General features: G+C 66.6%; 24 protein-coding genes, 1 tRNA gene and 2 pseudogenes. 16 read left to right on the forward strand and 11 right to left on the reverse strand.

The features are described 5' to 3' along the window. Nucleotides 1-10: 10 nt before the first annotated feature. The 6 genes and pseudogenes from VB734_RS14625 to VB734_RS02855 form a co-directional block, all read left to right on the forward strand. A pseudogene (locus VB734_RS14625) lies at nt 11-109 on the forward strand (cupin domain-containing protein); the annotation flags it as partial. A 43-nt stretch (nt 110-152) separates the two neighbouring features. Further along, nucleotides 153-620 (forward strand): annotated as a pseudogene (locus VB734_RS02835) (o-succinylbenzoate synthase); the annotation flags it as partial. Continuing rightward, nucleotides 617-922 carry a hypothetical protein gene (locus VB734_RS02840; protein ID WP_197162074.1) on the forward strand — a complete coding sequence of 102 codons (306 nt, stop codon included), beginning with the start codon at nt 617-619 and terminating at the stop codon, nt 920-922. The pseudogene VB734_RS02835 and the gene VB734_RS02840, both read left to right, overlap by 4 nt. Before the next feature lie 17 nt (nt 923-939). Next, nucleotides 940-2,217 carry an AMP-binding protein gene (locus VB734_RS02845; RefSeq protein ID WP_197162075.1) on the forward strand — a complete coding sequence of 426 codons (1,278 nt, stop codon included), beginning with the start codon at nt 940-942 and terminating at the stop codon, nt 2,215-2,217. 23 nt (nt 2,218-2,240) lie between these two features. Beyond that, nucleotides 2,241-2,519 (forward strand): TM2 domain-containing protein, encoded by a 279-nt coding sequence (locus VB734_RS02850; protein ID WP_322782309.1) that lies wholly within the window; start codon nt 2,241-2,243, stop codon nt 2,517-2,519. After that, nucleotides 2,519-2,755, forward strand: coding sequence for a hypothetical protein (locus VB734_RS02855; protein ID WP_197167588.1), 237 nt, complete (start codon nt 2,519-2,521; stop codon nt 2,753-2,755). Before VB734_RS02850 ends, VB734_RS02855 begins: the two co-directional genes overlap by 1 nt. A 5-nt stretch (nt 2,756-2,760) precedes the next feature. Here VB734_RS02855 and VB734_RS02860 read toward each other — a convergent pair whose 3' ends face one another. Further along, nucleotides 2,761-3,237, reverse strand: coding sequence for a thioesterase family protein (locus VB734_RS02860; protein ID WP_322782638.1), 477 nt, complete (start codon nt 3,235-3,237; stop codon nt 2,761-2,763). Between the two features lie 315 nt (nt 3,238-3,552). Here VB734_RS02860 and VB734_RS02865 point away from each other — a divergent pair, with 315 nt between their 5' ends. Beyond that, nucleotides 3,553-4,692: an SAM-dependent methyltransferase gene (locus tag VB734_RS02865; RefSeq protein WP_197162078.1), complete on the forward strand. Its 1,140-nt coding sequence runs from the start codon at nt 3,553-3,555 to the stop codon at nt 4,690-4,692. Between the two features lie 18 nt (nt 4,693-4,710). On the opposite strand, the gene VB734_RS02870 is transcribed toward VB734_RS02865, so the two are convergent. Next, on the reverse strand, nt 4,711-5,061 hold the full coding sequence (locus VB734_RS02870; RefSeq protein WP_231594563.1) for a DUF2752 domain-containing protein: 351 nt from the start codon (nt 5,059-5,061) through the stop codon (nt 4,711-4,713). Nucleotides 5,062-5,147: 86 nt separating this feature from the next. Next, nucleotides 5,148-6,332 (reverse strand): NAD(P)H-quinone oxidoreductase subunit H, encoded by a 1,185-nt coding sequence (locus tag VB734_RS02875; RefSeq protein ID WP_197162080.1) that lies wholly within the window; start codon nt 6,330-6,332, stop codon nt 5,148-5,150. Nucleotides 6,333-6,379: 47 nt separating this feature from the next. Between VB734_RS02875 and rsmH the strand changes: the two genes are divergently transcribed. Both rsmH and VB734_RS02885 read left to right on the forward strand, forming a co-directional pair. Continuing rightward, complete coding sequence (gene rsmH, locus VB734_RS02880; protein ID WP_197162081.1) at nt 6,380-7,279, forward strand: 16S rRNA (cytosine(1402)-N(4))-methyltransferase RsmH; 900 nt, start codon at nt 6,380-6,382, stop codon at nt 7,277-7,279. Then, nucleotides 7,279-7,827 carry a DUF456 family protein gene (locus VB734_RS02885; protein ID WP_006173306.1) on the forward strand — a complete coding sequence of 183 codons (549 nt, stop codon included), beginning with the start codon at nt 7,279-7,281 and terminating at the stop codon, nt 7,825-7,827. The genes rsmH and VB734_RS02885 overlap by 1 nt, the downstream gene beginning before the upstream one ends. A gap of 81 nt (nt 7,828-7,908) precedes the next feature. Here VB734_RS02885 and VB734_RS02890 read toward each other — a convergent pair whose 3' ends face one another. Further along, nucleotides 7,909-9,039 carry a cysteine desulfurase family protein gene (locus VB734_RS02890; protein ID WP_197162082.1) on the reverse strand — a complete coding sequence of 377 codons (1,131 nt, stop codon included), beginning with the start codon at nt 9,037-9,039 and terminating at the stop codon, nt 7,909-7,911. A 62-nt stretch (nt 9,040-9,101) separates the two neighbouring features. On the opposite strand from VB734_RS02890, the gene VB734_RS02895 reads away from it, so the two are divergent. From VB734_RS02895 to VB734_RS02905, 3 genes are read left to right on the forward strand one after another with little or no spacing between them, the layout of a single operon-like run. Further along, the gene (locus tag VB734_RS02895) at nt 9,102-9,626 is read left to right on the forward strand and encodes a hypothetical protein (protein WP_231594564.1); all 525 of its coding nucleotides are present in this window, start codon (nt 9,102-9,104) and stop codon (nt 9,624-9,626) included. A gap of 45 nt (nt 9,627-9,671) precedes the next feature. Further along, on the forward strand, nt 9,672-10,430 hold the full coding sequence (locus VB734_RS02900; protein WP_231594565.1) for a response regulator transcription factor: 759 nt from the start codon (nt 9,672-9,674) through the stop codon (nt 10,428-10,430). 34 nt (nt 10,431-10,464) lie between these two features. After that, nucleotides 10,465-11,511, forward strand: coding sequence for a pseudouridine synthase (locus VB734_RS02905; protein ID WP_197162084.1), 1,047 nt, complete (start codon nt 10,465-10,467; stop codon nt 11,509-11,511). Nucleotides 11,512-11,538: 27 nt separating this feature from the next. On the opposite strand, the gene VB734_RS02910 is transcribed toward VB734_RS02905, so the two are convergent. Continuing rightward, a complete protein-coding gene (locus VB734_RS02910) occupies nt 11,539-12,168 on the reverse strand; it encodes a hypothetical protein (RefSeq protein WP_197162086.1) in 630 nt (209 codons plus the stop codon). Nucleotides 12,169-12,324: 156 nt separating this feature from the next. Beyond that, entirely contained in the window at nt 12,325-13,194 is an 870-nt protein-coding gene (lipA, locus tag VB734_RS02915; protein ID WP_322782639.1) for a lipoyl synthase, read from the reverse strand. A 98-nt stretch (nt 13,195-13,292) separates the two neighbouring features. Between lipA and VB734_RS02920 the strand changes: the two genes are divergently transcribed. After that, nucleotides 13,293-13,366: transfer RNA gene (locus VB734_RS02920), tRNA-Pro, on the forward strand. Between the two features lie 37 nt (nt 13,367-13,403). On the opposite strand, the gene cobJ is transcribed toward VB734_RS02920, so the two are convergent. Then, nucleotides 13,404-15,203: a precorrin-3B C(17)-methyltransferase gene (gene cobJ, locus VB734_RS02925; protein WP_322782310.1), complete on the reverse strand. Its 1,800-nt coding sequence runs from the start codon at nt 15,201-15,203 to the stop codon at nt 13,404-13,406. Next, the gene (locus VB734_RS02930) at nt 15,200-16,531 is read right to left on the reverse strand and encodes a hypothetical protein (RefSeq protein ID WP_322782311.1); all 1,332 of its coding nucleotides are present in this window, start codon (nt 16,529-16,531) and stop codon (nt 15,200-15,202) included. The genes cobJ and VB734_RS02930 overlap by 4 nt, the downstream gene beginning before the upstream one ends. Before the next feature lie 454 nt (nt 16,532-16,985). Here VB734_RS02930 and psaA point away from each other — a divergent pair, with 454 nt between their 5' ends. Both psaA and psaB read left to right on the forward strand, forming a co-directional pair. Then, nucleotides 16,986-19,289 (forward strand): photosystem I core protein PsaA, encoded by a 2,304-nt coding sequence (gene psaA, locus VB734_RS02935; RefSeq protein ID WP_197162091.1) that lies wholly within the window; start codon nt 16,986-16,988, stop codon nt 19,287-19,289. Nucleotides 19,290-19,310: 21 nt separating this feature from the next. Further along, a complete protein-coding gene (gene psaB / locus VB734_RS02940) occupies nt 19,311-21,530 on the forward strand; it encodes a photosystem I core protein PsaB (protein WP_197162092.1) in 2,220 nt (739 codons plus the stop codon). A gap of 70 nt (nt 21,531-21,600) precedes the next feature. On the opposite strand, the gene VB734_RS02945 is transcribed toward psaB, so the two are convergent. From VB734_RS02945 to VB734_RS02955, 3 genes are all read right to left on the reverse strand, one after another. Further along, nucleotides 21,601-24,735, reverse strand: coding sequence for an efflux RND transporter permease subunit (locus tag VB734_RS02945; RefSeq protein WP_197162093.1), 3,135 nt, complete (start codon nt 24,733-24,735; stop codon nt 21,601-21,603). A 175-nt stretch (nt 24,736-24,910) separates the two neighbouring features. Continuing rightward, the gene (locus VB734_RS02950; RefSeq protein ID WP_197162094.1) at nt 24,911-25,402 is read right to left on the reverse strand and encodes a photosystem I reaction center subunit XI; all 492 of its coding nucleotides are present in this window, start codon (nt 25,400-25,402) and stop codon (nt 24,911-24,913) included. Between the two features lie 46 nt (nt 25,403-25,448). Further along, nucleotides 25,449-25,565: a photosystem I reaction center subunit VIII gene (locus VB734_RS02955; protein ID WP_197162095.1), complete on the reverse strand. Its 117-nt coding sequence runs from the start codon at nt 25,563-25,565 to the stop codon at nt 25,449-25,451. Nucleotides 25,566-25,657: 92 nt separating this feature from the next. Here VB734_RS02955 and VB734_RS02960 point away from each other — a divergent pair. Next, nucleotides 25,658-25,947 (forward strand): hypothetical protein (locus VB734_RS02960; RefSeq protein WP_323242918.1); only part of this gene is annotated, 290 nt, incomplete at its 3' end.

Here is a 25,947-nt window from a genome sequence, read left to right on the forward strand (position 1 = left end):
GCTGGGCTGCATGCTGCACGTCGTGGCGCCGGGGAAGATTGCGTTTCCGTACCACCGCCATCACGTCTCCGACGAGATATTCGTCATACTGGCGGGTGAGGGCGAATACCGCATCGGCGACCGGCGCCTGCACGTGCGCGGCGGAGATTGCCTGGGCGCGGCGGCTGGCGACGGATCCTCGCCTGGAGTGGCTGGAGCAGCCGCTGGATCCCGCCGATCACGCCGGTCTGCTCGCCCTGGCCGCTGGTCCCCCGGCCCTGCCGGTGGCGCTGGATGAGTCGCTGGCGCAGGATCCAGGCCTGCGCGACCGCTGGAGCGGCTGGCAGGTGCGACGGCCCTCCCAGGAGGGAGATCCCCGGCGCCTGCTGGCGCAGCTTCAGGCGGGGAGGCCCCGGCTGATGCTGAGCACAGGCTTCGAGACCGGCATCGGCCGCCGCTGGCTGCACCACCTGGCCGCTCTTCAGGCGGGAGGACCCACCCCCGCGGCGCCGGGCCTGGCCCCGGGCTGGGAGGCCAGCGGGGATCTCGCCGGTTCCGACCCCGAGCGCGTCTGGGCCGCGGCCGCCGACAGCTGGAGGGAGCCGCCAGAGTTGGCGGGAACGACACCGCCACCGCGATGAGCCTCAGCAAACAGGACACCCTCGCGGCCTCGGCCCCCTGGGTGGCCGTGGTCCTCAACCTGGTGCCCGGTCTGGGCACCGGCTACATCTATCAGCGGCGCTGGCGGGCCTACTGGATCACCTCGGCCGTGAGCACCAGCTGGTTCGCGTTGGGGCTGGTGCTGGGCCGGGGGGACGGGGCCGATCTGGGCGCCCAGGACGACCCACGCCAGCAGTTGGTGGGTCTGCTTGGCCTGCTGCTCCTGGCCGGTGTCACGGCGGTGGAGGCGGGGATTGCCGCCCGCCGCGCCCGAGCGGCCTAGGTCCGGGTTCAGCGCTGATGGCTTTCCCTCTGCTGCTCACCAGCGCCGCGCCGGCCGAGGACCTGGTGGCGGACCTGGAGCAGGCCTGGCGTGAACAGCGCCTGGTGGGCCTCTGCGCCGAGCAGGAGCGGGAGCTGCTTGGGGATGCCCTGGTTGGATCGCCCCTGACCGGGGCCGGTGTGGTGGTGGGCAGTGGTGGCAGCGCCGGTCGCCGCCGCTGGTGCCTGCAGCCCCTGACTCACCTGGAGGCCTCAGCGGTCGCCACCGGGCAGTGGTTGCAGGCGATCGGGCTCGATCCTTCCGCGACGCTGCAGCTCAACCCCCTCCCGCTCCATCACGTCAGCGGTCTGATGCCCCTGGTGAGGAGCCGGGTCTGGGGAACCCCCAGGTGCTGGTTGCCCCCGGGGCTGATGCGCCGGCCCCGGGAGCTGGCGGCGGCATGTCCCCTCCCAGCCGACCGCGGGGCGCTGCTCTCCCTGGTGCCCACCCAGCTGGAGCGGCTGCTGGCCGCAGCGGAGGGCTGCGCCTGGCTGCGGAGCTGCGCCGTGGTCTGGGTCGGAGGTGCGGCGCTGTCTGCTGAGTTGGCTGCCCGGGCCCGCGCGGCTGAGATCCGGCTGTCGCCCTGTTATGGCGCCAGCGAAACCGCCGCGATGGTGGCGGCCCTGCCTCCGGAGCGCTTCCTGGAGGGAGAAGGCGGCTGTGGCCAGCCCCTGGCCGATGTGCAGCTGCGGCTTGACCCCGACGGTGCCCTGCTGGTGCGCACCGGACGGCTCAGCCCCGGCTGTCTGGAGGCTGGACAGCTGCAGCCGCTGGAGCGGGAGGGGGCCTGGTGGCGGAGTGGCGATGGGGCCCGCGTCGGCCCCGCCGGCCTCGAGATTCTGGGACGGGTGGATGGGGCGATCAGCAGCGGCGGTGAAACCGTTTTTCCGGAGCAGGTGGAGGCCCGGCTGCTGGGCTGGGCCCTGGCGGAGGGGGTCCCCCTGGCCCAGGTGCTGCTGCTGCCCAGCCCCGATCCCCTCTGGGGCCAGCGCCTGGTGGCTCTGGTGCGTCACCGCGGTGTCTCAGGTCCGCCAGGGCCTGAGACGGAAACCGCCACCACCGCGGCCCTGATCGCCGATTGCCAGCGGCTGGCTCAACGGCTTCCCCCCGCCCAACGCCCCCAGCGCTGGCTGGCCTGCCCTGAGCTGGCGCCCAACGTCCTTGGCAAGTGGGAGCGGGCGCGCTGGAGCGGCTGGCTGCTCCAGACCTGTGACGGAGCAGCCGGCGCCGATGACGCGGCTGCAGAAGTCCGCTAAAGCTGGTCAGTCGCACCTTCTGGATGACCTCGTCCGCTGATCCGGAACTCTCCAACAAGAAGCTTGCCGCGGGGCTGCTTGGAATCTTTCTGGTCGCCTTCGGGATCCACAAGTTCGTGCTCGGCTACACCACGTCGGGCGTGATCATGCTGGTGGTGTCCGTTGCCGGAGGTGTGGTCACCTGTGGCATTGCCAGCTTCGTGATGGGGGTGATTGGCCTGATCGAGGGAATCATCTACCTCACCAAAACCCCCGAAGAGTTCAAAGCCACCTACATCGACGCCAAGAGGGAGTGGTTCTGATGGCTGGCCGCGGCCTCACGCCTCCCCGGGCCGGCGTCCTCAACCTGCGTGCACCGGGACTGTCCGGTCGCCTTGGCTTGACGCTGCTGATCGGCCTGGCCGCCACGGTCAGCTTCTCCCTGGCGGGGGTGGCTGTGGAGGATGGCTTTCATCCGCTCAGCCTTGTCGCCAGCCTGCTGCCGTTGCAGATGGCGGCCCTGCTCTGGGCGCTCTCCCGCCGCTCGCCGATCCTCTGAGCAGATCATTCCGCTCCGGCTGAGGCCTCCAGCCAGCGCTCGATCGGCTCCGGCAGTGCGCAGCGCCTCCGGCTGCTCGCCTCGATGGCCACGTGCTGGGTGAGGCCCCGGGCCACCGGGCGGCTGGGGCCAGCGAGGCACGTGAAGCTGTAGCTCACCTCGAAACGTCCGGCCGCGAGCCGTCGTGGAGCGAGGACGATCGCCAGCGGATCGCCGCACACCAGGGGTGCCAGGAAGTCGGCACGGCAATGCACGATCGGCAGAGCCACTGTCGCTGGACCGGCGTCGACGGTGTCGTGGGTCTCAGGGGGCCGGCCGGGGGTGGGGAAGATGACGGCGGCTGAGATCCCGAAGGCTTCGAGGCTCTCCTCATAGGCCTCATGGCACCAGCGCAGCAGTTGGTGGAAATGCATCACTCCGGCGGCATCGGTCTCGCCGAAACGCACCCTTCGGTGAAGCAGCAACCACCCGGAGGGATCGATTGGGGCCGGCCCGCTGCCCATGAGATCGCTGGTCATGGTGTTGCCGCTTGATTCAAGTCTTGGCTTGCCTTGAACTTGGGTCTCCCGTTATGTCTTGCTCAAGCCCATGATCCCACGTCTCCGGAGCACCCGGTGCCCAAGCTGATGATGACAGAAAATGTCATTTTTCAGCCTTGCTGGTCAAGGCGGTTTTTGAGAGCAATGCTTTGAACAGACGGTAAGCGGCGGCCCAGGCAGCAAGGGGTTTCAGATGCGCAACTCATGCTTTCCCGGGCAGAGGTCGCTGGTCCAGTCCTGCTTTTTGGATGTTCACAGATGACACGTTCGATTGTTGATCCAGCTGGCACTCTGTCGGCGGTTCAGACCGAGCCCCAGTCCAGGGAAGCCAGTCACTCCCTCGGCTACAGAGGAACCCGTCTGATGGCAGGAGCCTTCAACCAGGCCCAGATGGCCATGGCGGAGGCCTACATCAACGGTCTGGAAATTCCCGACTCGCTGTTCCGAGGGATGGTCCACGCCTCCATGCCCATTCTGTTCCGCCACTTCCCCGGCCTGTTGGCTCCGTATGACTGGGTGCTGGAGGAATCGGATCGGATTGCAGAGTCATCCAGGGAACTGATGGAAATTCAGTATGATCGCCCCCAAGAGATGCTGAATCGAATGCTGGGCGATTGGGAGCCTATTTACCCAAAGTATAGCACTGGATTCTGGGAGCATGGCGCCAAGGATCTGGAAGAATCGCAACGGCACATGATTGATCAGATGATTGAGCGTCTGGGTATTGTCGATGGAGACAATCTCCTTGATTTTGGCTGTGGCTGGGGTTGCGTTCCCAATTACATCCTTTCAAAGTTTCCCAATCTGCGCTGCACGGGAGTCAATCTGAGTCGGCAGCAATGTGCGTACATGCGTGGGAAGATGAAGGACCCGAACAGTCAATTGAGCTCGGGAAGATTCACCCTGATTGAGGGTGATCTCAATGAAGTGGAATTACCCGAAAAGTTTACCAAGATCATCTCCGTTGGCGTCTTCTGCCATGTCGGCAATCTGACGCGAGCTTTCCGAAAGCTGGCCAGCTTGCTTGAACCCGGTGGGAAGACATTGATTCATATCATCACGGTTAGGATTCCCAATAATATGTCGTCGGGCTTCACCCACAAGTATATTTTCCCTCATGGGCGCTACTGGAATCATGACGCTATTCCCAGCCATGATCGTGACCTCAAAACCATTCAGAAATGGTACATGAATGGAACCAACTACCACCAGACGCTCACTGCCTGGCTGAATCGATTTGACGCCTCCCAGGATGTGGTCAGCCAATTGGACTATGGCATGGACTATGCAAGATTTCGGCGTATATGGCGCTTTTATCTCCTCTTGCTCGGGACAATCTTCAGCAGCTGTGATGGTGAATTCAATGGCAACGGCCAGTATCTGTTGACCCATTCCTGAACTCTGCTGGGGTCGGTTTCAGGTGTCTGGGAAGGCGGCAATGCCGACTCCATAGGTGAGGCTCATCCGCCCAGCCCAGTAGAGCAGAAGCAGCAGTGTCACCACGCCCAGGTGGGTGCCCTTCAATTCCTGGGGCACAAGCCGCCGGGTCCAGAGAGCCTGCGCCGACCATGCCAGCAGGGCGGCAGCGGCGATCGGCCCGAAGGCGTGCAGGTCCACCGACTCCGAGAACCGGCCATTCAGGGCCGCGGCCGTGGCGCGAGTCAGGAAGCAGGTGGGGCACGGAAGGCCCGTGAGTGCCCTCAGTGGACAGCTCAGTCCAGGCAGGGCCGGATGCCAGCCCTTCAGCCAGAGGTAGCCGGTGAGCAACGCAGGTCCAGCGATGCCGCACCGGCGCAACTGATTGAGCCAGCGGCTTCGCCGGCCTCGTCCCCGCCGCCGACTGCCGTCTGCGCTCAGCGGTCCACCGAGCCCATGATCACGTCGATCGAGCCCAGGATCGCCATGATGTCGGCCACCTTGGCCCCGGTGAGGATGTGGGGCAGGATCTGCAGATTGTTGAAATCGGCAGCCCGGATCTTCCAACGCCAGGGGGTGACATCATCATTGCCCATGATGAACACGCCCAGTTCGCCTTTACCCGATTCCACCCTGGCGTAGAGCTCACCGCCGGGGATCTTGAAGGTTGGGGCCACTTTCTTGGCCACATATTGGTAGTCGAAGTCATACCAGGAGCTCTTCTTGCCCTCGTTCATCCTCTGGGCCTCCAGGTTTTCGGTGGGGCCGCCGGGGATGGCTGTGCAGGCCTGGCGCAGGATCTTCAGCGACTGGCGCATCTCCTCGATCCTCACCCGATAGCGGGCGTAGCAGTCGCCCTCCTTCTCCCAGGCCACGTCCCACTCGAAATCGTCGTAGCACTCGTACTTGTCGATCTTTCTCAGGTCCCAGGGCACGCCGGAGGCACGCAGCATCGGGCCCGAAAGGCTCCAGTTGATGGCCATCTCACGGCTGATCACCCCCAGTCCCTCAATGCGGCGTTTGAAGATGGGGTTATTGGTGATCAGTTTCTCGTATTCGTCGATCTTTGGGCCGAAATAATCGCAGAAGTCGAGGCACTTTTCCAGCCAGCCGTAGGGCAGATCGGCGGCAACCCCACCGATGCGGAAGTAGTTGTTGTTGATCAGCCGCTGTCCGGTGGCAGCTTCCCAGAGGTCGTAGATCATCTCCCGCTCACGGAAGATGTAGAAGAAGGGGGTCTGGGCGCCCACATCGGCCAGGAACGGGCCAAGCCAGAGCAGATGGTTGGCGATGCGGTTCAGCTCCAGCATCAGCACACGGATGTAGCTGGCGCGTTTCGGCACCTGGATGCTGGCCAGCTTCTCGGGAGCGTTGACCGTGATCGCCTCGTTGAACATGCCGGCCGCGTAGTCCCAGCGGCTCACATAGGGCACGAACATCACGTTCGTGCGGTTCTCGGCGATCTTCTCCATGCCGCGGTGCAGGTAGCCGATCACCGGCTCGCAGTCCACCACGTCTTCGCCATCGAGGGTCACCACCAGCCGCAGCACCCCGTGCATGGAGGGGTGATGGGGCCCGAAGTTGACCACCATCGGCTCCGTGCGCGTTTCCAGTTGCGTCATGGGCCGGAGGTCTCGGAAGCGGACGTGCGGATCTTAGGAAGGAACCCATGCAGCAGACGTTCGATCACCTGCCGGTTCTGGCCGCTGCCGTGGTAGCCGGCTTTACCGACTTGCCCTGTGAAGGAACTCTGCTGGATGCCACCGTGGGTGGCGGTGGCCACAGCGCCCTCTTGCTGGCGGCTCATCCGGGATTGCGCCTGATCGGCCTCGATCAGGATCCCTCGGCCCTGGAGGCGGCAGCCGAGCGGCTGGCACCTTTTGCTGATCGGGTCAGCCTGGTGGCCTCCAACTTCGCCACCTACACCCCCAGCGGGCCCCTGGTGGGGGTGCTGGCCGATCTGGGGGTGAGCAGCCCCCAGCTGGATCGGCCTGAGCGGGGCTTCAGCTTCCGCCTGGATGGCCCCCTCGACATGCGCATGAACAACGCTGAGGGCGAGTCCGCCGCTGAGCTGATCGACCGTCTGGAGGAGAAGGACCTGGCCGATCTCATCTACGCCTATGGCGAGGAGAGGCTGTCGCGGCGGATCGCCCGCCGTATCGTCGAGGCCCGTCCCTGGCAGGGCTCGGGTCGGGGCACGGCTGCTCTGGCCTATCTGGTGGCCGGCTGCTATCCCCCCAAGGGCCGCCATGGCCGCATCCATGCCGCCACCCGCACCTTCCAGGCCCTGCGCATCGCTGTGAACGACGAACTCGGGTCGCTCGAGCGCCTGCTTCACGAGGCCCCCGACTGGCTGACGCCTGGTGGACTGTTCGGTGTGATCAGTTTCCACTCCCTCGAGGACCGGCGGGTGAAGACAGCGTTCCTGGGCGATGACCGCCTTGAGCGTCTGACCCGCAGGCCCCTGGTGGCCGATGACCAGGAGGCGGAGCGCAATCCCCGCAGCCGTTCAGCGAAGTTCAGGATGGCCCGCCGGCGTTCGGCGGACCCTGTCCCGGGGCAGCGCTGATGGATCGCAGTGACCTGTTCTGGTGGATTGCGTTCAGCATCCAGCTGATGGCCATCCCCGGAACGCTGCTGCCCATCCTGCCGGGGCTGATCTTCCTGCCGCTGGGGGCGGCGGTCTGGGTCTGGGCCGAGGGCTGGGCCGGCACCTGGCCGGAGTTCCTTCTGGCTGCTCTGATCCTGCTGCTGGGCTGGGGAGCGGATCTGCTCGGCGTGACCCTTGGGGCGGCCAGGCTCCAGGCCACCCGCTGGGCCTATGTGGGGGCCGGCCTGGGCTTGCTGGTGGGTCTGCTGGGGCTGTTACCGGCGCTGCCGGTGGGGGGACCACTGCTGGGCGCCCTGCTCGGCCCTTTGCTGGGGGCCTCCCTGGGTGAACTTCTGACGGCTCCCACCTCGCTCGGGCCCCTGGGCCTGCTGCGGCTGCGCCGTTCCCTGCTGGTGGGGCTGGCCGTGGTCACCGGGATGCTCGTGAGCCGGGTGGCCCAGTTCCTGCTGGCCCTGGCCGGAGTGGCGGGGTTCGTTCTGCTCAGCCGGCTGCTGCTGCCGGGTTGACGCCGTGCGGCCGCAGCAGGCTCGCGCCCGGCGGGGCTCCCGGCAGCCCGTCGGTGGCCCCGGCAAGGGAAGGCTTTCCGGTCAGCGCCGCAGCTCTCGCAGGACCCCGGCCACCACCTCAACCGCCTGGTCGATCTCCTCGGACGTGGTGGGGCGTCCGAGCCCGAACCGGATCGAGGCCGCCGCTTCGGCTGGGGTCAGCCCCAGAGCTGCCAGCACGTGTGAGGGGCTGCCGCTGCTGCAGGCCGAGCCTCCGCTCACCGCCAGCTGCCTCCGCAGGGACCGGTGCAGCTGGTTGCCATCCACCCCCTCCAGATGAACGTTGAGGTTGTGGGCGAGACGGTGCTCGAGGCTGCCGTTCACCCGCACCCCTCCCAGCTCCAGCAGACCCGCCAGCAGCTGGTCGCGCAACTTGCCCAGGCGCTCCAGTCGCGCCTCCCGGTCGCGGCTGGCCAGCTCCGCCGCTCGCTGCAGTCCCACGATCAGGGGAACCGGCAGCGTCCCACCCCGCAGGCCCCCTTCCTGGCCACCGCCGTGCTGCTGGGGGGCCAGGATCATCCCTTCAGCGAGCACCAGGGCACCGATGCCCTTGGGTCCGTAGATCTTGTGTCCGCTGAGGCTGAACAGGTCGAGGCCCAGCTCGCCTGGACTGAACGGGCGATTCCCGAAGATCTGGGCTCCATCGCTGTGCAGCGCGATGCCCCGCCCAAGGCAGAGCTCCCGGATGGCGTCGAGGGGCTGCAGCACGCCGATCTCGTTGTTGGCGGCCATCACGCACACCAGCAGCGTGTCGTCACGCAGGGCCTCGCTGAGGCGATTCAGGTCCACCAGCCCATCGCGCCGCACCGGCAGCACGGTGAGATCGAATCCGTGGCCCGCCAGATAGCGCAGGGGCTCCAGCACCGCACGGTGCTCCGTGGCCAGGGTGATCAGGTGGCGGCCCCGCTGGCGGCGGGCCTCCACCAGCCCCTTGATCGCCAGGTTGTTCGCCTCCGTGGCCCCACTGGTGAACACCACCTGCTCCGGGGCCACACCCAGCTGCCGGGCCAGGCTGCTGCGGGCCTGCGCCACCGCCGCGGCCGCCTCCAGGCCAGGACGGTGGGAGCGACTGGAGGGGTTGGCGAACAGCTCGCTCCAGTAGGGCGCCATCGCACTCACCACCGCTGGATCACAGGGTGTGGTGGCCTGATGGTCCAGATAGATGGTGGCCATCCCTCCTTCCCATCCCCGCGGAACCGTTCCATGCTGACAACCCAGCTGCCATGAACCAGCCGATGGCTTCCATCTCGCGACTACGGCTCCTGGCTGCTGCCCTCGCCACCCTGGCGCCTGCGGGGCTGACCTCCATGCCCTCAGTCGACGCCCAGAGCGTTTTCCTGCGCCCGGATCAGAATCGCCCCGCCGGGATGGCCCTTCTGCTGGAGCGGGACATTGCCGACGGCAAGCAGGCCCTGGGGGTGTTCGGCATCACCGCCGATCCCGTCCAGCCCCAGGTCTGGCGGATCAAGGTGTGGGAGGAGCTGCCCAACGATGTCAAGGTCCGCTCCGAGACGGTCCAGTGCTCGCCCTCGGCGCCGCTGCGGGTCACCAACGATGGCCGCAGCCTGATCCTGCGCGAACTCAATCCCGGCGGCGTGGTCACACCGGCCAACCGCATCGACCATCTGGTCTGGTGGGCCACCTGTTTCCCGGAGCAGGCCGGCAAGGACCCCAACAGCCTGCGCGGCCTGGCCCGTCAGCTGGGCTACAGCGGCAACCGGGTGGAGCGGGAGCAGGTGGTGCCCGCCTCCAACCTCTGACCGCCGTGCGGGCCTGGATAGATTCCTCCCAACGCCAGCCGGTTCATGAGTCAGCACGAGTCCGCCAGCAGGCCGGAAGAGGAGAACAGCGCCGAGGAGCCGATCAGCCCGCCGGCCCCGGCCCGTCTGCTGCTGGTCGATGACGAGCCCGGTCTGCGCACGGCCGTGCAGGCCTACCTGGAGGACGAAGGCTTCGATGTCACCACCGCCAACGACGGCGAGGAAGGCTGGACGGCAGCCCAGGAGCTGATCCCCGACCTGGTGATCAGCGACGTGATGATGCCTCGCCTTGATGGCTATGGACTGCTCAGGCGACTGAGGGGCGACGAGCGGCTGGGGGGCACTCCGGTGATCTTTCTCACTGCCAAGGGGATGACGGCCGACCGGATCGAGGGCTTCCAGGCCGGGGTCGACGACTACATCCCCAAGCCCTTCGATCCCGATGAGCTGGTGGCCCGGGTTCGCAACGTGGTGCGCAGACAGGAGCGGCTGCTGGCCGAGGCGGCCCGCTACGCCGATGCCGACATCGGCCAGATGGCGCGGCAGATCACCGAGATCCGCTCCCTCCTGCAGCAGACGGGATCCCACAAGAGCGCCACACCGGCCACCCATTCCTTCACCCCCAGGGAGGCGAGCGTGCTCCAGCTGGTGGCCGAAGGACTGATGAACAAGGAGATCGCCCGCCGCCTGGAAACCTCGATCCGCAATGTCGAGAAGTACGTGAGCCGCCTGTTCACCAAGACCGGCACCACCAGCCGCACTGAACTGGTGCGCTACGCCCTCGAGAACGGCCTGGTTGACTGACGGGCCACCTGGGGACCCCGTCCTGACGGGTTGGTTGCCGGCCCGACTCAACCAGGGCTGGACCTACCGCGACCGGGTCGGCCCCTCCGAGCGCGGGCACTGGCTGAGTGCGTTCTATGCGGCCCGCTACCGGCATTCCGATCGGGAGGCGTGGATGCGGCGGCTGGAGGCCGGCGAGATCAGGTGCAACGGCGAGGCGCTCCGGGCTGATCGACCACTGGCCGAGGGTGATCGCCTGGCCTGGCGTCGGCCCCCCTGGCTGGAGGAGGCTGTACCGGCAAGCTGGCCGGTCGTGTTCGACGATGGCGATCTGTATGTGATCGACAAGCCCAGCGGCCTGCCGGTTCTGCCGGGCGGCGGCTGGCTGGAGCACACCGTGCTGCACCTCCTGGAGCGCCGCTTCGCTCAGGCCGGCAGCGGGGGCCTGGCCCATGGCGGTGTGCCGAGGCCGGTGCACCGGCTCGGCCGGCACACCTCCGGTCTGCTGGTCTGTGCCCGTTCTCCCCGGCTGCGGTCCTGGCTGAGCGCCCTGCTGCGCGAGAGCACGGCAGACACCCTGCGCGTGGTTGGGGGCGAGATCCGCAGTGATCACGACCAGGGCCGACCGCGCGACTGGCCTTGCCGGAGCTGCCTCAAGACCTACAGGGCCCTGACGGCTCCCCTGCCCCTCGCCCTGGCCCCAGGAGAGTGCCTGGAGATCACCACGCCGATCGGCCGTCGGCCCCATCCGCTCCTGGGCCAGATCTGGGCGACGCAGGAGTCAGCGGGCGGGGGCCGGTCGCTGCCGGCGATCAGTCGTCTCACCCTGCTGGAGCGGCGTGGTGATGCCAGCCTGGTGGCCGTGACGATCGGCACGGGTCGTCCGCATCAGATCCGGATCCATCTGGCCAGTGTGGGTGCCCCGTTGCTGGGGGATCCCCTCTTCCTTTCTGGTGGAGACGCCCATCCAGGCAGGCGGCCCGGCGACGGGGGCTATTGCCTCCATGCCCATCAGCTCAGACTGCCCCTGCCCGATGGTGGGGAGCTGGAGCTCGAGGCCCCATGCCCTGCCCGGTTGCGCCGCGAAGCGTTCAACCCCTGACGGGACAGGGACCCCGGCTCACCTCAGTCAGAAGCCTCCCCAGGTGGAGTTCCGGCTGTGGGTGCGCCCTCCCTGGCCGGTCCATTCGATCTGGGTGGATCCAGGCTGGCGCTCGACGACACGCATGGTGGAACGTCCGCCCGGACCCGTGACGACCGTGGAACGATTGCCCTTGCCGTAGGTGGTTTCCCGGGTGGTGGTGCGACCCTGGCGATCGGTCCACTCGACCTCGGTGGAATCCGGTGAGCGCTCGGCGGAGCGGGTGACGGTGCGACCGCCGGGGCCGGTGATGGTGGTGTTGCCTTCCCCATCCCCGTAGGTGGAGGTCTGGGTGTAAGTGCGGCCCTGCCTGTCAGTCCACGTGGCTTCTGTGGAACCCGGTGTGCGCTCGGCGGAGCGGGTGACGGTGCGACCGCCGGGGCCGGTGATGGTGGTGTTGCCTTTGCCGCCCCCGTAGGTGGAGGTCTGGGTGTAGGTGCGGCCCTGGCGGTCGGTCCACCGCGCGTTGGTGGAGCCGGGCTGGCGCACGGCGGAGCGGGTGATGGTGCGACCGCCGCGGCCGGTGATGGTGGTGTCGGCCCTGGCGGCGGTGGAGTCGAGGGGAACCAGGAGGGCTGTTGCTCCGAGGGCGGCGAGGGTCAGAAGGAGGCGTTTCATTGGAAGAGTTGCAATACGGCGTGAGTGAGCCTCAAGTATCCCGCTGGTGGATGAATGAGCCATGTCCGGTGAGGGGGGAACTGTGACTGGATGCACCTTCGGGGCCGGAAGGACCCTGGACCCTGGCCGGAGCGGACGCCTGAGTCCTGGCTGTGCTCAGCGCGGATGGGTGCGCATCAGCCGCTGCACTTCTCCGGCGTGATAGCTGCTGCGGGTGAGTGGTGAGCTGACGACCTGCAGGAACCCCAGCCGCCTTTCCCCTTCGTGGCGGAAGTGATCGAACCGATCGGGCGTCACGAACCGCTGAACGGCCAGATGCTTCGCTCCGGGGGAGAGGTACTGACCGATCGTCACGATGTCGACGGCCTGGGCTCGCAGATCCGCCATCACTTCCAGCACCTCGCTGTCGGTTTCGCCCAGGCCCACCATGAGCCCCGATTTGGTGTAGGTCCTTGGCCAGTCCTGGTGGACCCGACGCAGAAGCTCCAGGGAGCGCGGGTAGAGGCCCTGAGGCCGAACATGCCGGTACAGCCTCGGCACCGTTTCGATGTTGTGGTTGAGCACGTCCGGAGCCCCCGCCATGACAGCGGCCAGGGCGTCCCAGTTCCCGCAGAGGTCCGGGATCAGCAGCTCGATCGTTGTGCCGGCGGAGCGACGACGCACCTCCTCCATGCAGGCCACGAACTGGCTGGCGCCCCCGTCCTCGAGGTCATCGCGGTTCACCGAGGTGATGACCACGTGGGAGAGGCCCATGCGGGCCACCGCCTCCCCCAGCCGCTCCGGCTCGCTGGGGTCGAGGGCCCTCACGCTCCTGTCGAAGTCGATGTCGCAGTAGGGACAGGCCCGGGTGCAGCCCGGACCCATGATCAGAAAGGTGGCGGTGCCGCCGGCGAAGCATTCGCCGATGTTCGGACAGCTGGCCTCCTGGCAGACGGTGTTGAGCTTCAGGTCCACCAGCAGGTCGGCCACGGCACCGATCCGCTCCCGCTGCGGCGCCTTGACCCGTAACCAGTCGGGTTTGAGCATGGCGTCCGGAGCCATCGCGGCAGGGCTGCTGGATCCAGACTTTAGAAACCCTATGCCGCCCGGAGCAGGCGACGGTCATCCCCTAAAGTCCCTCATGGCGGGATGTGGCGCAGCTTGGTAGCGCACTTCGTTCGGGACGAAGGGGCCGCAGGTTCGAATCCTGTCATCCCGATCGCTGAGCTCCGGGAGCGATGGCGTCCCGGAGCCCTTCAGCACAGTTCGGCGCCCGGGTAGCCCCGTGGCGTCACCATCATCCCGTCCTGACGGCGGGAGGTGCTGTTGCCCACCAGCACAAGGCTGAGCATGTCCACCTGATCCAGGGGCAGGTCCCCGAGGCTGTGCAGCTGCACGCTCTCCTCAGCCCGTCCCAGCTGGCGTGCCAGCACCACAGGGGTTTCGGCGCTGCGCCCCTCCAGCAGCAGCTCCCTGGCCCGGCCCAGCTGCCAGTCGCGGCCCAGCGAGCGGGGGTTGTAGAGCGCCACAACGAAATCTCCGCTGGTGGCCGCCCGCAATCGTTTTTCGATCGTCGCCCAGGGGGTGAGACGGTCGCTCAGGCTGATCGTGCAGAAATCGTGCATCAGCGGCGCCCCGGCCCGCGCCGCAGCCACCTGCAGGGCCGAGAGGCCCGGATGCACGCTGAACGCGGGTCTCTCCGCAGGCGCCCGCTCCAGCCAGAGCTCCAGGGCCAGCCCGGCCATGCCGTAGATGCCGCTGTCACCTGACGACACCAGGGCCACGCTCAGCCCGGCATCGGCCAGCTCCAGGGCCAGCCGGCAGCGGTCCCGCTCTTCGGTCAGCCTTCCGTCGCGGCGCAGCTGGTCGGGTCGCCGCAGGGGCTCCAGCAGGTCCAGGTAGAGGCTGTAGCCCACCCAGACGGTGCTCTCGGCCAGGGCGAGGCGAGCTTCAGGGGTGAGCAGATCCAGCCGGCCGGGGCCGCTGCCCACCAGATGGATCCGCCCCCGCTGCGGGGCCCACTGCCCTCCCGTCTGGGCCACAGCCAGGGTGGCGGCTCCCCGTTCCCCAGGCCGGGCCCGCTCGATGCGCTTCTCCAGCAGCAGGTCCGGCTGGGGGGAGGAGGCCAGCAGAGCGGCCGCTTCAGCCACGCTGGCGGTGCCCATTTCCCGGAGCACCGCCTCTGACGGGCTGGGCACCGGCACCGCCGCCAGGGCCTCGGCACTGAACAGACGCAGCGGCCACTGATGGCGGCGGGCCAGCTCCAGCAGTGCCGGCTCATCGCCCTTGCGGTCGATGCTCGCCAGCCCGGCGACAGCTTCAGGAGCCAGCTGGGTGTCATCGAGGGCCTGCTCCAGCAGTCGCTCCAACAGGCTGAGGCTGGTGTCGCGCTCGCAGCCGAGGCCCAGCCAGAGGCTGGGGGGATGCCAGCGGCAGCCGGGACCCCTGCGTGGGCTGATCACCAGCTGCAGCGGAGGGCTCTCGGCGAGGGCCGGTTCCTTGGGCGTTTCTGCCTGGGGCTGTAGCAGGGTCGCGGCAGCCTGCAGCCCCTGCCAGTCGCTGCAACCGTTCTCCTGCCGCACGGCGATCCTCTCGCCCCGGGCCACGGCTTTCATCAGCGCGCTCCAGTCGCCCAGGCCCTTCCGCCAGCCCCAGGCCAGCCCGAAGCTGTCGAGGGCCAGGCTGCCGCCTCCACTGCTGCCGCCCGTGAGCACCGCTTCGCCCCCCAGCAGGGCGGCCACCCTCTGGCTGAGCTGCTCGGCCCCGGCCCCATGCCCCCCCAGCAGGGGGATGGCGAAACGCCCCTGGGGATCCACCACCACCACCGCCGGGTCGTGCTCCTTGCCCTGGAGCAGTGGGGCCACCAGCCGGGTCACCGCCCCGCAGGCCCCCACCACCACAAAGGCCGACGCGCCGCTCCAGTGGCGGCGGAGCAGCTCAGCCGCCCCGGCCCCAGGTTCTGCACGGGCCATCAGCAGCCCGCCCTGATCCAGGCGCTCGAGCACGGGGGCACCGGCCCTGCTCAGGGCCAGTCCCCAACAGATGGAATCACTCATCCCCCGAACCTGGCACGCAGCCGCTCCTGCGCCGAGGTCTCCGCTTCCGAGGCCATCTCGGGCTCGGCCACCGACTCCCCTGAGGACTCCTCCGAGGAGGCCTCCTCAGGGGATGGGCCCGGGGGCGGTTCCGCGACGGTCGGCTGTTCCGTGGATTCAGGCGTGGTCAGAGGCTCTGGTGAATCAGAAACGTCCGGCGGATCCGCCGGATCCTTCGTGACGGGCTCCTCCTCCAGGGTGCCGGCGTCGTCCGAGGGTTCTGGTTCGGTTGGCGCCTCTTCAGTCGGTCGCTCAGTGTTGGCAGCTTCCGGTGGCCCGGGGGCTGGAGATCTCTCGCGGGTCGCGTCCTCATCCCTGAGATCCTGCTCCGTCCGGGGTTCCGGTTCAGGAGAAGGCTCGCCTGGCCGCTCCCCCAGCAGACGCTCCAGATCCTCCGCAGAGAGGGCTGCCGTCTGCCAGGGACGGGGGGCTTCAGGCCGAATGTCCAGGTTCTGAACCAGGCTGTTGAAAGGTGGATTCAACGGTTCCCCCAACCCGTCGAGGAGTTCCAGCTGCAGTGGGTTGCTGCCGGAGCGCAGACCGGAGAGCCACAGCGGTTCCTGCCGGTCCACCTGGAAACTGTCTCCATTGAGGGTGACCCGCAGCCGCCAGTGCGACCCGTCCCCGTCGAGGCGCTGCAGCGGCGCGTCAATCAGCAGCCAGTCGATCAGGACGGGTTCGTGATGGATCAGGTCGGTGGGGGTGCTGCTCACCAGCTGGGGGCTCCCCCGCCGGGGTTGGCTGAGGGGGTTGGCGGCCAGGCCGTGGAGGCGGATCTGGACGAAGGCGCCGGGATCCTTCACCGCTTCACCCCAGGGGCGGGCCGCATAGACCGTCAGGCGATGACTGCCCGGCCTGAGGGGATCCATGGCCAGGCTCAGCCTGTTGTCCTTAGTAAGAGGCGTCGTGGCGACCTCGGGACCCAGACGCAGGGGTTCCCGGTCATCGAGCTGCACCACCAGGTGGGCGCCGAGCCCCAGGGAGCCGGCATCGGCCAATGGCCAGTCGTCGACGGCCAGCTCCAGCGACCAGGGGGCGAGAGGGAGCACGGAGTCGTCGGCTGGAGCCAGGATGCGCAGCCGGGGCTGATGCTCCGCCAGGCGCAGGCGCAGGGCCTGACTGCCCTTGGGTGGGGGCACTTCCCTCAGTCGTCCGGAGCTGGCCGGACCGGTGCTGGTGATCTGCGGCTCCTGGGGACGTGGCCGCAGACTCCAGCCACCACTCAGCAACACGACCAGGCAGAGCAGCACCGCTCCCAGGCCTCGAAGCCCCGCCGCCAGCATGCGCATCGCTCCTGATCGATGTCGGCCCCAGGCTCAGGTGCCGGGACCCATGGGGACAGTTTGCCCAGCGGGCTTCGGGTCCGTAAAAAATGATGCTGAATGTATCCCCAAATCCTTCGGGAATTGGATAAAGAAAGTGCAGCATCGCGCTGCCGATGAGTGATAGGGAGCTTGGGGCAGAGCCCTGTTCCAGACAGGGGTGGTGCCGGATTGAACCTTTGTTACTTACCCCCCAGAGGGCTTGAAACTCGCCCTTATACTTCCGCCAGCGGTCCCCTCATCGGGGCCCCAGCTCCAGTGCTGGCAGCGGCTTTCGGCCTTTTTCGAAGCCACTCCGCACTGGTGCCCATGGTTCCAAGGGCCTCGGCCCGCGGAACCGTGAGGCCCACCGGCCTGGCCTTTCGGCCCGGTCCGGAGGGGTGGACCTCCACCTCGACTCCGTCCCTCGAGGAACGTCTCGATGACCATCAGCCCACCAGAGCGTGGGAAAAAGGCGAAGGCCCAGGTCGACCAGGTGAACAACCCGGCCACCTTCGAACTGTTCGGCAAGCCCGGCCATTTCGACCGCACCCTCGCCAAAGGTCCCAAAACCACCACCTGGGTTTGGAACCTCCACGCCAACGCTCACGACTTCGACAGCCACACGAGCGATCTCGAAGAGGTCTCCCGGAAGATCTTCAGCGCTCACTTCGGCCACCTGGCCGTCATCTTCATCTGGCTGAGCGGCGCCTTCTACCACGGTGCCCGCTTCTCCAACTACACCGGCTGGCTGGCCGACCCCCTGCACGTCAAACCCAGTGCCCAGGTGGTCTGGCCCATCTTCGGCCAGGAAATTCTCAACGGCGATGTGGGTGCCGGCTTCCACGGCATCCAGATCACCTCAGGCCTCTTCCATGTCTGGAGAGCCTGGGGCTTCACCAGTGAGTTCCAGCTGCTCTGCACCGCCATCGGTGCCCTGGTGATGGCTGGCCTGATGCTGAATGCCGGCGTCTTCCACTATCACAAGGCAGCTCCCAAGCTCGAGTGGTTCCAGAACGTTGAGTCCATGCTCAACCACCACCTGGCTGGCCTCCTCGGCCTGGGCTCCCTCTCCTGGACCGGGCACCTGCTGCACGTGTCCCTGCCCACCACTCAGTTGATGGATGCCATCGACGCCGGCAAGCCGCTGGTGCTCGACGGCAAGACCATCGCTTCGGTGGCGGACATCCCCCTGCCCCATGAATTCCTGAACCTGGATCTGCTGACCCAGTTGTTCCCTGGATTCGGAGCGGGTCTCTCAGCCTTCTTCACCGGCAACTGGGCCGCCTACAGCGACTTCCTCACCTTCAAGGGTGGGCTGAATCCTGTCACCGGCAGCCTCTGGATGACCGACATCGCCCATCACCACCTGGCGATCGCGGTCCTGTTCATCGTCGCCGGACATCAATACCGCACCAACTGGGGTATTGGTCACAGCATCAAGGAGATTCTCGAAGGCCAGAAGGGTGATCCCCTGCTGTTCCCGGCTCCGAAGGGTCACGATGGCCTGTTCGAGTTCATGACCACCTCCTGGCATGCCCAGTTGGCCGTGAACCTGGCGTTGCTCGGTTCGCTGAGCATCATCGTGGCGCATCACATGTATGCGATGCCGCCCTATCCCTACATCGGTATCGACTACCCAACGCAGCTGTCGATCTTCACGCACCACATGTGGATCGGCGGTTTCATCATCGTTGGCGCCGGTGCCCACGCGGCCATCGCGCTCATCCGCGATTACGACCCTGCCCAGCATGTTGACAACGTGCTGGATCGGGTCCTCAAAGCCCGTGATGCCCTGATCAGCCACCTCAACTGGGTGTGCATCTGGCTTGGCTTCCACAGCTTCGGCCTCTACATCCACAACGACACCATGCGTGCCCTGGGACGTCCCCAGGACATGTTCAGTGACACCGCCATTCAGCTGAAGCCCGTTTTCGCTCAGTGGATTCAGGGTCTGCACGCCGCTGCAGCCGGTTCCACCGCACCGAATGCTCTGGCCGGTGTGAGCGAAGTGTTCAACGGTGCCGTCGTCGCCGTCGGCGGCAAGGTGGCTGCCGGTCCGATCCCCCTGGGAACGGCCGACTTCATGGTCCACCACATCCACGCCTTCACGATCCACGTCACCGTGCTGATCCTGCTGAAGGGTGTCCTCTACAGCCGCAGTTCCAGGCTGATCCCCGACAAGGCCAACCTGGGCTTCCGCTTCCCCTGCGACGGCCCCGGCCGTGGCGGTACCTGCCAGGTGTCGGCCTGGGACCACGTGTTCCTCGGCCTCTTCTGGATGTACAACTCCCTGTCCATCGTGATCTTCCACTTCAGCTGGAAGATGCAGAGCGATGTCTGGGGAACCGTGAATGCGGACGGCAGCGTCCAGCACATCACGAATGGGAATTTCGCGCAGAGCGCCATCACCATCAATGGCTGGCTGCGTGATTTCCTCTGGGCTCAGGCCGCACAGGTGATCAACAGCTACGGCTCCTCCTCCAGTGCTTACGGCCTGATGTTCCTCGGCGCCCACTTCGTCTGGGCCTTCAGCCTGATGTTCCTCTTCAGTGGCCGCGGTTACTGGCAGGAGCTCATCGAGTCCATTGTCTGGGCTCACAACAAGCTGAAGGTGGCACCCGCCATCCAGCCCCGTGCGCTGAGCATCACCCAGGGCCGTGCCGTAGGCGTTGCCCACTATCTGCTGGGAGGTATCGCTACCACCTGGTCCTTTTTCCTGGCCCGACTCGTCGCGGTCGGCTGACCTCACACCTGACCTTTCCCAATGGCAACGAAATTTCCTTCGTTCAGCCAGGGTCTGGCACAGGACCCGACAACCCGCCGTATCTGGTACGGCATCGCCACGGCTCACGACTTCGAGAGCCACGACGGAATGACGGAGGAGAAGCTTTACCAAAAGCTCTTCTCCACTCACTTCGGTCATCTGGCGATCATCGGCCTCTGGGTTTCGGGCAACCTGTTCCATATCGCCTGGCAGGGCAACTTCGAACAGTGGGTCGCCGATCCACTGCACGTCCGTCCCATCGCTCACGCGATCTGGGATCCGCACTTCGGCCAGGGGGCCATCACCGCCTTCACCCAGGCGGGAGCCACCTCCCCGGTCAACATTGCGTATTCCGGTCTGTACCACTGGTGGTACACCATCGGCATGAAGACCAACGCCGAGCTGTATCAGGGTTCCATCTTCATGATGATCCTGTCGGCCTGGGCGCTGTTCGCCGGTTGGCTCCACCTTCAGCCCAGGTTCCGGCCTTCCCTGGCCTGGTTCAAGAACGCTGAATCACGCCTCAACCACCACCTCGCCGTTCTCTTCGGCTTCAGCTCCATCGCCTGGACCGGTCACCTGGTTCACGTGGCCATTCCTGAAGCCCGCGGTCAGCACGTCGGTTGGGACAACTTCCTGAATGTGCTGCCTCACCCGGCCGGTCTGGCTCCGTTCTTCACCGGCAACTGGGGCGTCTACGCCGAGAATCCCGACACCCTCAACCAGGTGTTCGGCACCTCCGAGGGCTCAGGCACGGCGATCCTCACCTTCCTGGGCGGCTTCCACCCCCAGACCGAGGCGCTCTGGCTGACCGACATCGCCCACCACCACCTGGCGATCGGCGTGATCTTCGTGATCGCCGGTCACATGTACCGGACGAATTTCGGGATCGGTCACTCGATCCGCGAAATCCTTGAGGCCCACAATCCCCCCAAGGGCACCCCGTTCGGCGGTGCACTCGGTGCAGGACACAAGGGTCTCTACGACACCGTCAACAACTCCCTGCACTTCCAGCTGGGCCTGGCCCTGGCCAGCCTCGGGGTGATCACGAGTCTGGTGGCGCAGCACATGTACGCCTTGCCGTCCTATGCCTTCATCGCGAAGGACTACACGACACAGGCTGCTCTGTACACCCACCACCAGTACATCGCCATCTTCCTGATGTGCGGTGCCTTCGCCCACGGTGCGATCTTCTTCATCCGTGACTACGACCCCGAAGCCAACAAGGACAATGTCCTGGCCCGGATGCTCGAGCACAAGGAAGCGATCATCAGCCACCTGAGCTGGGTCTCCCTGTTCCTCGGTTTCCACACCCTTGGTCTCTACGTCCACAACGATGTGGTCGTTGCCTTCGGTACTCCCGAGAAGCAGATCCTGGTGGAGCCGGTCTTCGCCCAGTTCGTGCAGGCCGCGAGCGGCAAGGCCATCTACGGCTTCGACGTTCTGCTCTCCAACCCGGCCAGTGCCGCCAGCCTGGCTTCGGCCAACATCCCTGGCGATCACTTCTGGTTGGATGCCATCAACGGCAGCACGGATGTGTTCCTGCAGATCGGCCCTGGTGACTTCCTGGTCCACCACGCCATCGCCCTTGGACTGCACACCACCACCTTGATCCTGGTGAAGGGTGCCCTGGATGCCCGGGGTTCCAAGCTGATGCCCGACAAAAAGGACTTCGGCTATTCCTTCCCCTGCGACGGCCCCGGCCGTGGTGGCACCTGCGACATCTCAGCCTGGGACGCCTTCTACCTGTCGGTCTTCTGGGCCCTGAACACCGTGGGTTGGGTCACCTTCTACTGGCACTGGAAGCACCTCGCCATCTGGCAGGGCAACGTGGCTCAGTTCAACGAATCCAGCACCTACCTGATGGGCTGGTTCCGTGACTACCTCTGGCTGAACAGCTCCCAGCTGATCAACGGGTACAACCCGTTCGGCTCGAACAACCTGGCCGTCTGGGCCTGGATGTTCCTCTTCGGTCACCTAGTGTGGGCCACCGGTTTCATGTTCCTCATCTCCTGGCGCGGTTACTGGCAGGAGCTGATTGAAACCATCGTCTGGGCACACCAGCGCACCCCGCTCGCCAACCTGGTTGGCTGGCGCGACAAGCCCGTGGCGCTCTCGATCGTGCAGGCCCGTGTGGTTGGTCTGGCTCACTTCACCGTGGGCTACATCCTCACCTACGGCGCTTTCCTGATCGCTTCCACCTCAGGCAAATTCGGCTGATCCCAGCGATCAACCACCCCGAGGGACGCACCTCAAACAACCAGCCCCCGGAGCTTCTCCGGGGGTTTTTTCATGGCTCCTTAGTCCTGGGCCACCAGCGGCGTCCCTCCAGCAATTTCACCTCCAGGTACACCACCGGCACGACGAACAGCGTCAGGCCGGTGGACACCAGCAGCCCGAAGAACACAACCGTGCCGATGCTGATGCGGCTGGCGGCACCAGCCCCGGTGGCCAGCAGCAGGGGCAGGAATCCGGCGAGCGAAGAGAGCGCCGTGAGCAGAATCGGGCGCAGGCGGCTGATGGCCGCTTCTTCCACCGCCTCGCGTAGGCCCTGGCCTTCCTTCAGGCGCTGGTTGGCGAACTCAACGATGAGGATGCCGTTCTTGGCGGCCAGGCTCACCAGCACGAGCATGCCCACCTGGGCATAGATGTCCAGGAAGAGCCCTCGGCCAGCCAGGCCAAGCAGGGCGCCGAGCAGGGCCAGGGGCACCGTGATCAGGATGATCAGTGGGTCGAGAAAACTCTCGTAGAGCCCGGCCAGCACCAGGAACACCACGGCCATCCCCAGGGCGAACAGTTGCCAGGTGCGTCCTCCCGCCTGGCGTTCCTCCTTGGCGAGCCCAACCCACTCCAGGGCGATCACGGGATTGGCCAGCTCTTGCTTCACCTGCTCCAGCGTCTGGATCGCCTGACCTGTGCTCAGACCTGCCTTGGGCAGAGCCTGCACGGTGATCGATCGTGCCAGCCGGCTGTGGTTGATGACCGTCGGGCCACTGTCCTGCTGCAGCGACACCAGTTCACGCAGGGGAACCAGGTTCCCTTCCCGGCTGCGCACCTCAAGGGCCAGCACGTCCTCGGCCGTGCGGCGGAAGGCCCCATCCAGTTGCACGATCACCCGCCTGACCCGCTCGCCTTCGAAGGTGTCGTTGACGTAGCTGCTGCCGAAACTGGCACCCAGGGTCTTCACCACCGTGTCGAGGTCCACACCCAGCGACGCCATGCGCAGCCGATCGGGCTGCAGGCGCAGTTGCGGTGAATCGGCACTGAAACGTGTCCCCACCCGCTGGAAGTCGCCCGTGGCGTTGGCGGCGGCGATGAACTCGCGGGTGATCTGCTCGAATTCGCTCAGACTGAGACGCCCGCCGCTGAGATCCAGCAGTTCCAGTTCCAGTCCCCCCTCACTGCTGAAGCCCCTCACCACCGGTGGGACGCTCACCAGCACCGTTGCATCGCTGATGGAACTGCGCAGTCGTTTGGAGAGCCGCTCGGCCACCGCTTCACTGCTGTCTTCGGCCCGGGAGCCACGCTCCTGCAGCGGCTTCAGGCGCAGAAAGAAGATCCCCCGGTTCGGTGCACTGTCGCCGAAGGAGCGGCCTGAGTAGAAGTTGCCGACCCGTACCAGAGGCTCGCTGGTCACCAGCTGTCGCACCTGCTCCATGACGGCTTCGGTGCGTTGGATCGATGCCCCGCCAGGCAGGACCACCACTCCGCGGATCTGACTGTCGTCTTCCTGGGGAATGAAAGCCGTCGGCAGTTGCCCCAGTCCCCAGCCCGCCAGGATCAGGCCGCCCAGCAGCCCGAGCAGGATGCGGCGCCGCCAGCGAAAACTGCGATCCAGGGCCCGGCCGTAGTGCTCTCCGAGCCGATGGATCCAGCGTTGGGGCCGATCCAGCAGTCGGCGCAGCCAGTGAGGTTCCTTCCAGCCGTGCTGCAGCAGCCAGCTGGAAGCCACAGGCGTGAAGGTGAGGGCATTGATGGTGGAGAAGAGGATCGTGGCGCTGATCGTGATCGCGATCGGCTGGTAGAGCCGGCCCACGCTGCCGGGCATCGCCAGCACCGGCAGGAAGACCACCACCAGCACCAGCGAAGTGGCGATCACCGCACTGCCCAGCTCCTGCATGGCGTTATGAGCAGCCCGCCAGGGTGGTTCCCCCAGCTCGAGCCGGCGGCCGATGTCTTCGCTGACCACGATCGCGTCATCCACCACCAGGCCTGTGGCCAGCACCATGCCGAAGAGGCTGAGGGTGTTGATCGAACTGTCCGTCAGCCGCAGGATCGTGAAGCTTCCCACCAGGGCCACGGGCACGGCCACGGCGGTGATGGCCGCCAGGCGGCTGTTCCCCAGCGCCAGCAACAGCACCAGCAGCACCAGCAGCACGGCGTCGCGCAGGCTGCCCCAGGTGAGCTGGATGCTCTCGCGCACACTGTCGGCCACATCGACGATGCGCTCCAGTTCCACACCCACCGGGAAGTCGGGCTCCAGCCGGCTCAGTGCTGCGTTGACGGCATTGCTCACCTCCAGGGCATTGCTGCCGTCACGCTGGAAGATCAGCACGGCCAGGGTGGGTTGTCCTGCCAGGTTCATGGCGGTGCTCTCGAAACTCTCCTCATCGAGCACGACCCGCCCCACGTCCCTGAGCTGCACCACCCCGCCGTTGCTGGCCCGGCTCACCACCAGACCCTCCAGTTCGCCGGGGGTGCGCAGCCGACCCTCCATCTCGAGGGGCAGGGTGATCTCCTGGCCGGCTGGGCTGGGGGCATCGCCCACCTGGCCCAGGGCGGCGAGGACGTTCTGCTCCTCCAATGCGTCTTCGATGTCGGTGATGGTGAGGTTGCGCTGCTCCAGGGCCACCGGATCCAGCCAGACCCTGAATGCCAGTTCACTGCCGCCGGCGACGGCCACGTTGCCGACTCCAGGCACCCGCTGAAGTTCATCCCTGAGCCGCTGGTCCAGCCAGCCGCTCAGGAAGGCGTCGCTATACATGCCCTTCGGAGTGCTGAAGCTGATCACCATCAGCAGGTCGTCGGAGCTGCGGCGCACCTGCACCCCCAGACGGGCCACCTCGGGTGGCAGCCGCCGGTTCACCAGAACGGCTTCGTTCTGGGCATTGATCTGGTTGAGCTCGGGATTGCCCCCTTCGAAGGTGAGGGTGATCGAGCTGCCATTGGCGGAACTGGTGGAGCGGATGCTCTCCAGCCGATCCAACCCGTTCAGCTGCCGCTCCAGTGGAGTGGTCACCCCCTGCTCCACCGCCAGGGCTCCGCCACCGGGATAGGTGGCGCGAACGTTCACCCGCACGGGTGCGATCGGGGGAAGGTTTTCCACCTGCAGGCCCGGCAGGCTGAGCAGGCCGGCCATCACGATCAGCAGGCTCACCACCAGGGTGAGCACCGGTCGGCGAAGGAAAGGATCAGAGACCGACATCGAACCGTCAGCTCGGGGCACGCCCGAGGAGTCTGCCCGCCCTGGCAGGGGCGCTGGAGGTTCCTGGCTCGATCAGAGGGCATTCCGCCCAAAAAAAGCCCCGCTGCAGCGGGGCCTGGCGAACCTGTCGGGTTCGATTTGCGGGTTGTGGGGTGAGGGTGTTACAGAGTGCGCCTCAGCCGACACTCCAGACGCCACCGGCGAGGTCGACCAGGGGGGAGACCAGGGCGGTGCCGGCCAGGAACCAGGCGAAGGCGGCGCCACCGCAGCCACCCAGCCAGAACCCGCTGGCGAACTCGGCCCATCCGGCCTTGGTGAAGAGATCGGCGGGGGGGGTGTCGATCGTGACGTCGGGCGGTTGCACGTTCGGGCCGTTGCCCGCGGTGCCGTAGATCGACAGGCAGACCGTGAGGATCGACACCAGGCCGATGGTGGCCAGCAGGCCAGCGGTGGTGGCGTACTCCGTGAGCCGGAGGGGGCCGGTGATGGCGAAGGGTCCGTAGAGGAAGAACCCGTGGGCCATTCCCACTTCCAGGCCGCGGCGGTTGGGGGAAAGCGCCGGTCGGTAGGCGGGCAGGGCGTTCAGGAACGCCTTCGTGAAGTAACTGCTGTTGACGGGGGTGGCCAGATTGCCGACGGTGGGGTCGGCCACGGGGTGCACGGTCATGGACGGGCTCGTGGGGGGGACGGAAGGCAGAAAGCGGGCGAGGCGCTCAGTCGCGCGCTTCGATCACGTTGAACAGCAGGGCCATGGCCACGGCAGGGCCGAGGATCCCCACCAGGGGCACGAACATCGACGGCAGCCAGGCGGCGGCGAATTCTCCAGTCATGGCGCGGGCCAATACAGCAACCGCCGGTACTGTAAAGATCACTGCAGGGCAGGCTTTGTCGGCCTGCCGTTGCGACATAAAAGTTCAATCCGATGCAGCAGGCCCTTCCCGCCGCCGCGGCTCTCCTGCTGGTGTTCTGGCTCCTTCGCCGCCGCACCATTCCCCTGTCATGCCGTGATGACGGCCGTGCCAGCGCCGCCGTCAGCCGCGCCGGGCTCGAGCGGCTTGTCGAACCGGGCGTCCCCGCCATTTCTTCGACAGCCGTGGCCCCGCAGGCCCCGGCCTTGTCCTGGCCGGCCGCCCAAGAGTCCGGTGCACCCCTGGATCCGTACCGCCGGCGGCAGCTGCTCGCCGAGCTTCGGACCGCCGCTGCGGGCAGCCC

Source organism: Synechococcus sp. BA-124 BA4 (assembly GCF_034931165.1).

Coding starts and splice junctions, on each gene's coding strand:
- VB734_RS02840 (WP_197162074.1), top strand. CDS start 617: ATGAGCCTCAGCAAACAGGACACCCTCGCGGCCTCGGCCCCCTGGGTG.
- VB734_RS02845 (WP_197162075.1), top strand. CDS start 940: ATGGCTTTCCCTCTGCTGCTCACCAGCGCCGCGCCGGCCGAGGACCTG.
- VB734_RS02850 (WP_322782309.1), top strand. CDS start 2,241: ATGACCTCGTCCGCTGATCCGGAACTCTCCAACAAGAAGCTTGCCGCG.
- VB734_RS02855 (WP_197167588.1), top strand. CDS start 2,519: ATGGCTGGCCGCGGCCTCACGCCTCCCCGGGCCGGCGTCCTCAACCTG.
- VB734_RS02865 (WP_197162078.1), top strand. CDS start 3,553: ATGACACGTTCGATTGTTGATCCAGCTGGCACTCTGTCGGCGGTTCAG.
- VB734_RS02875 (WP_197162080.1), bottom strand. CDS start 6,332: ATGACGCAACTGGAAACGCGCACGGAGCCGATGGTGGTCAACTTCGGG.
- rsmH (WP_197162081.1), top strand. CDS start 6,380: ATGCAGCAGACGTTCGATCACCTGCCGGTTCTGGCCGCTGCCGTGGTA.
- VB734_RS02885 (WP_006173306.1), top strand. CDS start 7,279: ATGGATCGCAGTGACCTGTTCTGGTGGATTGCGTTCAGCATCCAGCTG.
- VB734_RS02890 (WP_197162082.1), bottom strand. CDS start 9,039: ATGGCCACCATCTATCTGGACCATCAGGCCACCACACCCTGTGATCCA.
- VB734_RS02895 (WP_231594564.1), top strand. CDS start 9,102: ATGGCTTCCATCTCGCGACTACGGCTCCTGGCTGCTGCCCTCGCCACC.
- VB734_RS02900 (WP_231594565.1), top strand. CDS start 9,672: ATGAGTCAGCACGAGTCCGCCAGCAGGCCGGAAGAGGAGAACAGCGCC.
- VB734_RS02910 (WP_197162086.1), bottom strand. CDS start 12,168: ATGAAACGCCTCCTTCTGACCCTCGCCGCCCTCGGAGCAACAGCCCTC.
- lipA (WP_322782639.1), bottom strand. CDS start 13,194: ATGCTCAAACCCGACTGGTTACGGGTCAAGGCGCCGCAGCGGGAGCGG.
- cobJ (WP_322782310.1), bottom strand. CDS start 15,203: ATGAGTGATTCCATCTGTTGGGGACTGGCCCTGAGCAGGGCCGGTGCC.
- VB734_RS02930 (WP_322782311.1), bottom strand. CDS start 16,531: ATGCGCATGCTGGCGGCGGGGCTTCGAGGCCTGGGAGCGGTGCTGCTC.
- psaA (WP_197162091.1), top strand. CDS start 16,986: ATGACCATCAGCCCACCAGAGCGTGGGAAAAAGGCGAAGGCCCAGGTC.
- psaB (WP_197162092.1), top strand. CDS start 19,311: ATGGCAACGAAATTTCCTTCGTTCAGCCAGGGTCTGGCACAGGACCCG.
- VB734_RS02945 (WP_197162093.1), bottom strand. CDS start 24,735: ATGTCGGTCTCTGATCCTTTCCTTCGCCGACCGGTGCTCACCCTGGTG.
- VB734_RS02950 (WP_197162094.1), bottom strand. CDS start 25,402: ATGACCGTGCACCCCGTGGCCGACCCCACCGTCGGCAATCTGGCCACC.
- VB734_RS02955 (WP_197162095.1), bottom strand. CDS start 25,565: ATGACTGGAGAATTCGCCGCCGCCTGGCTGCCGTCGATGTTCGTGCCC.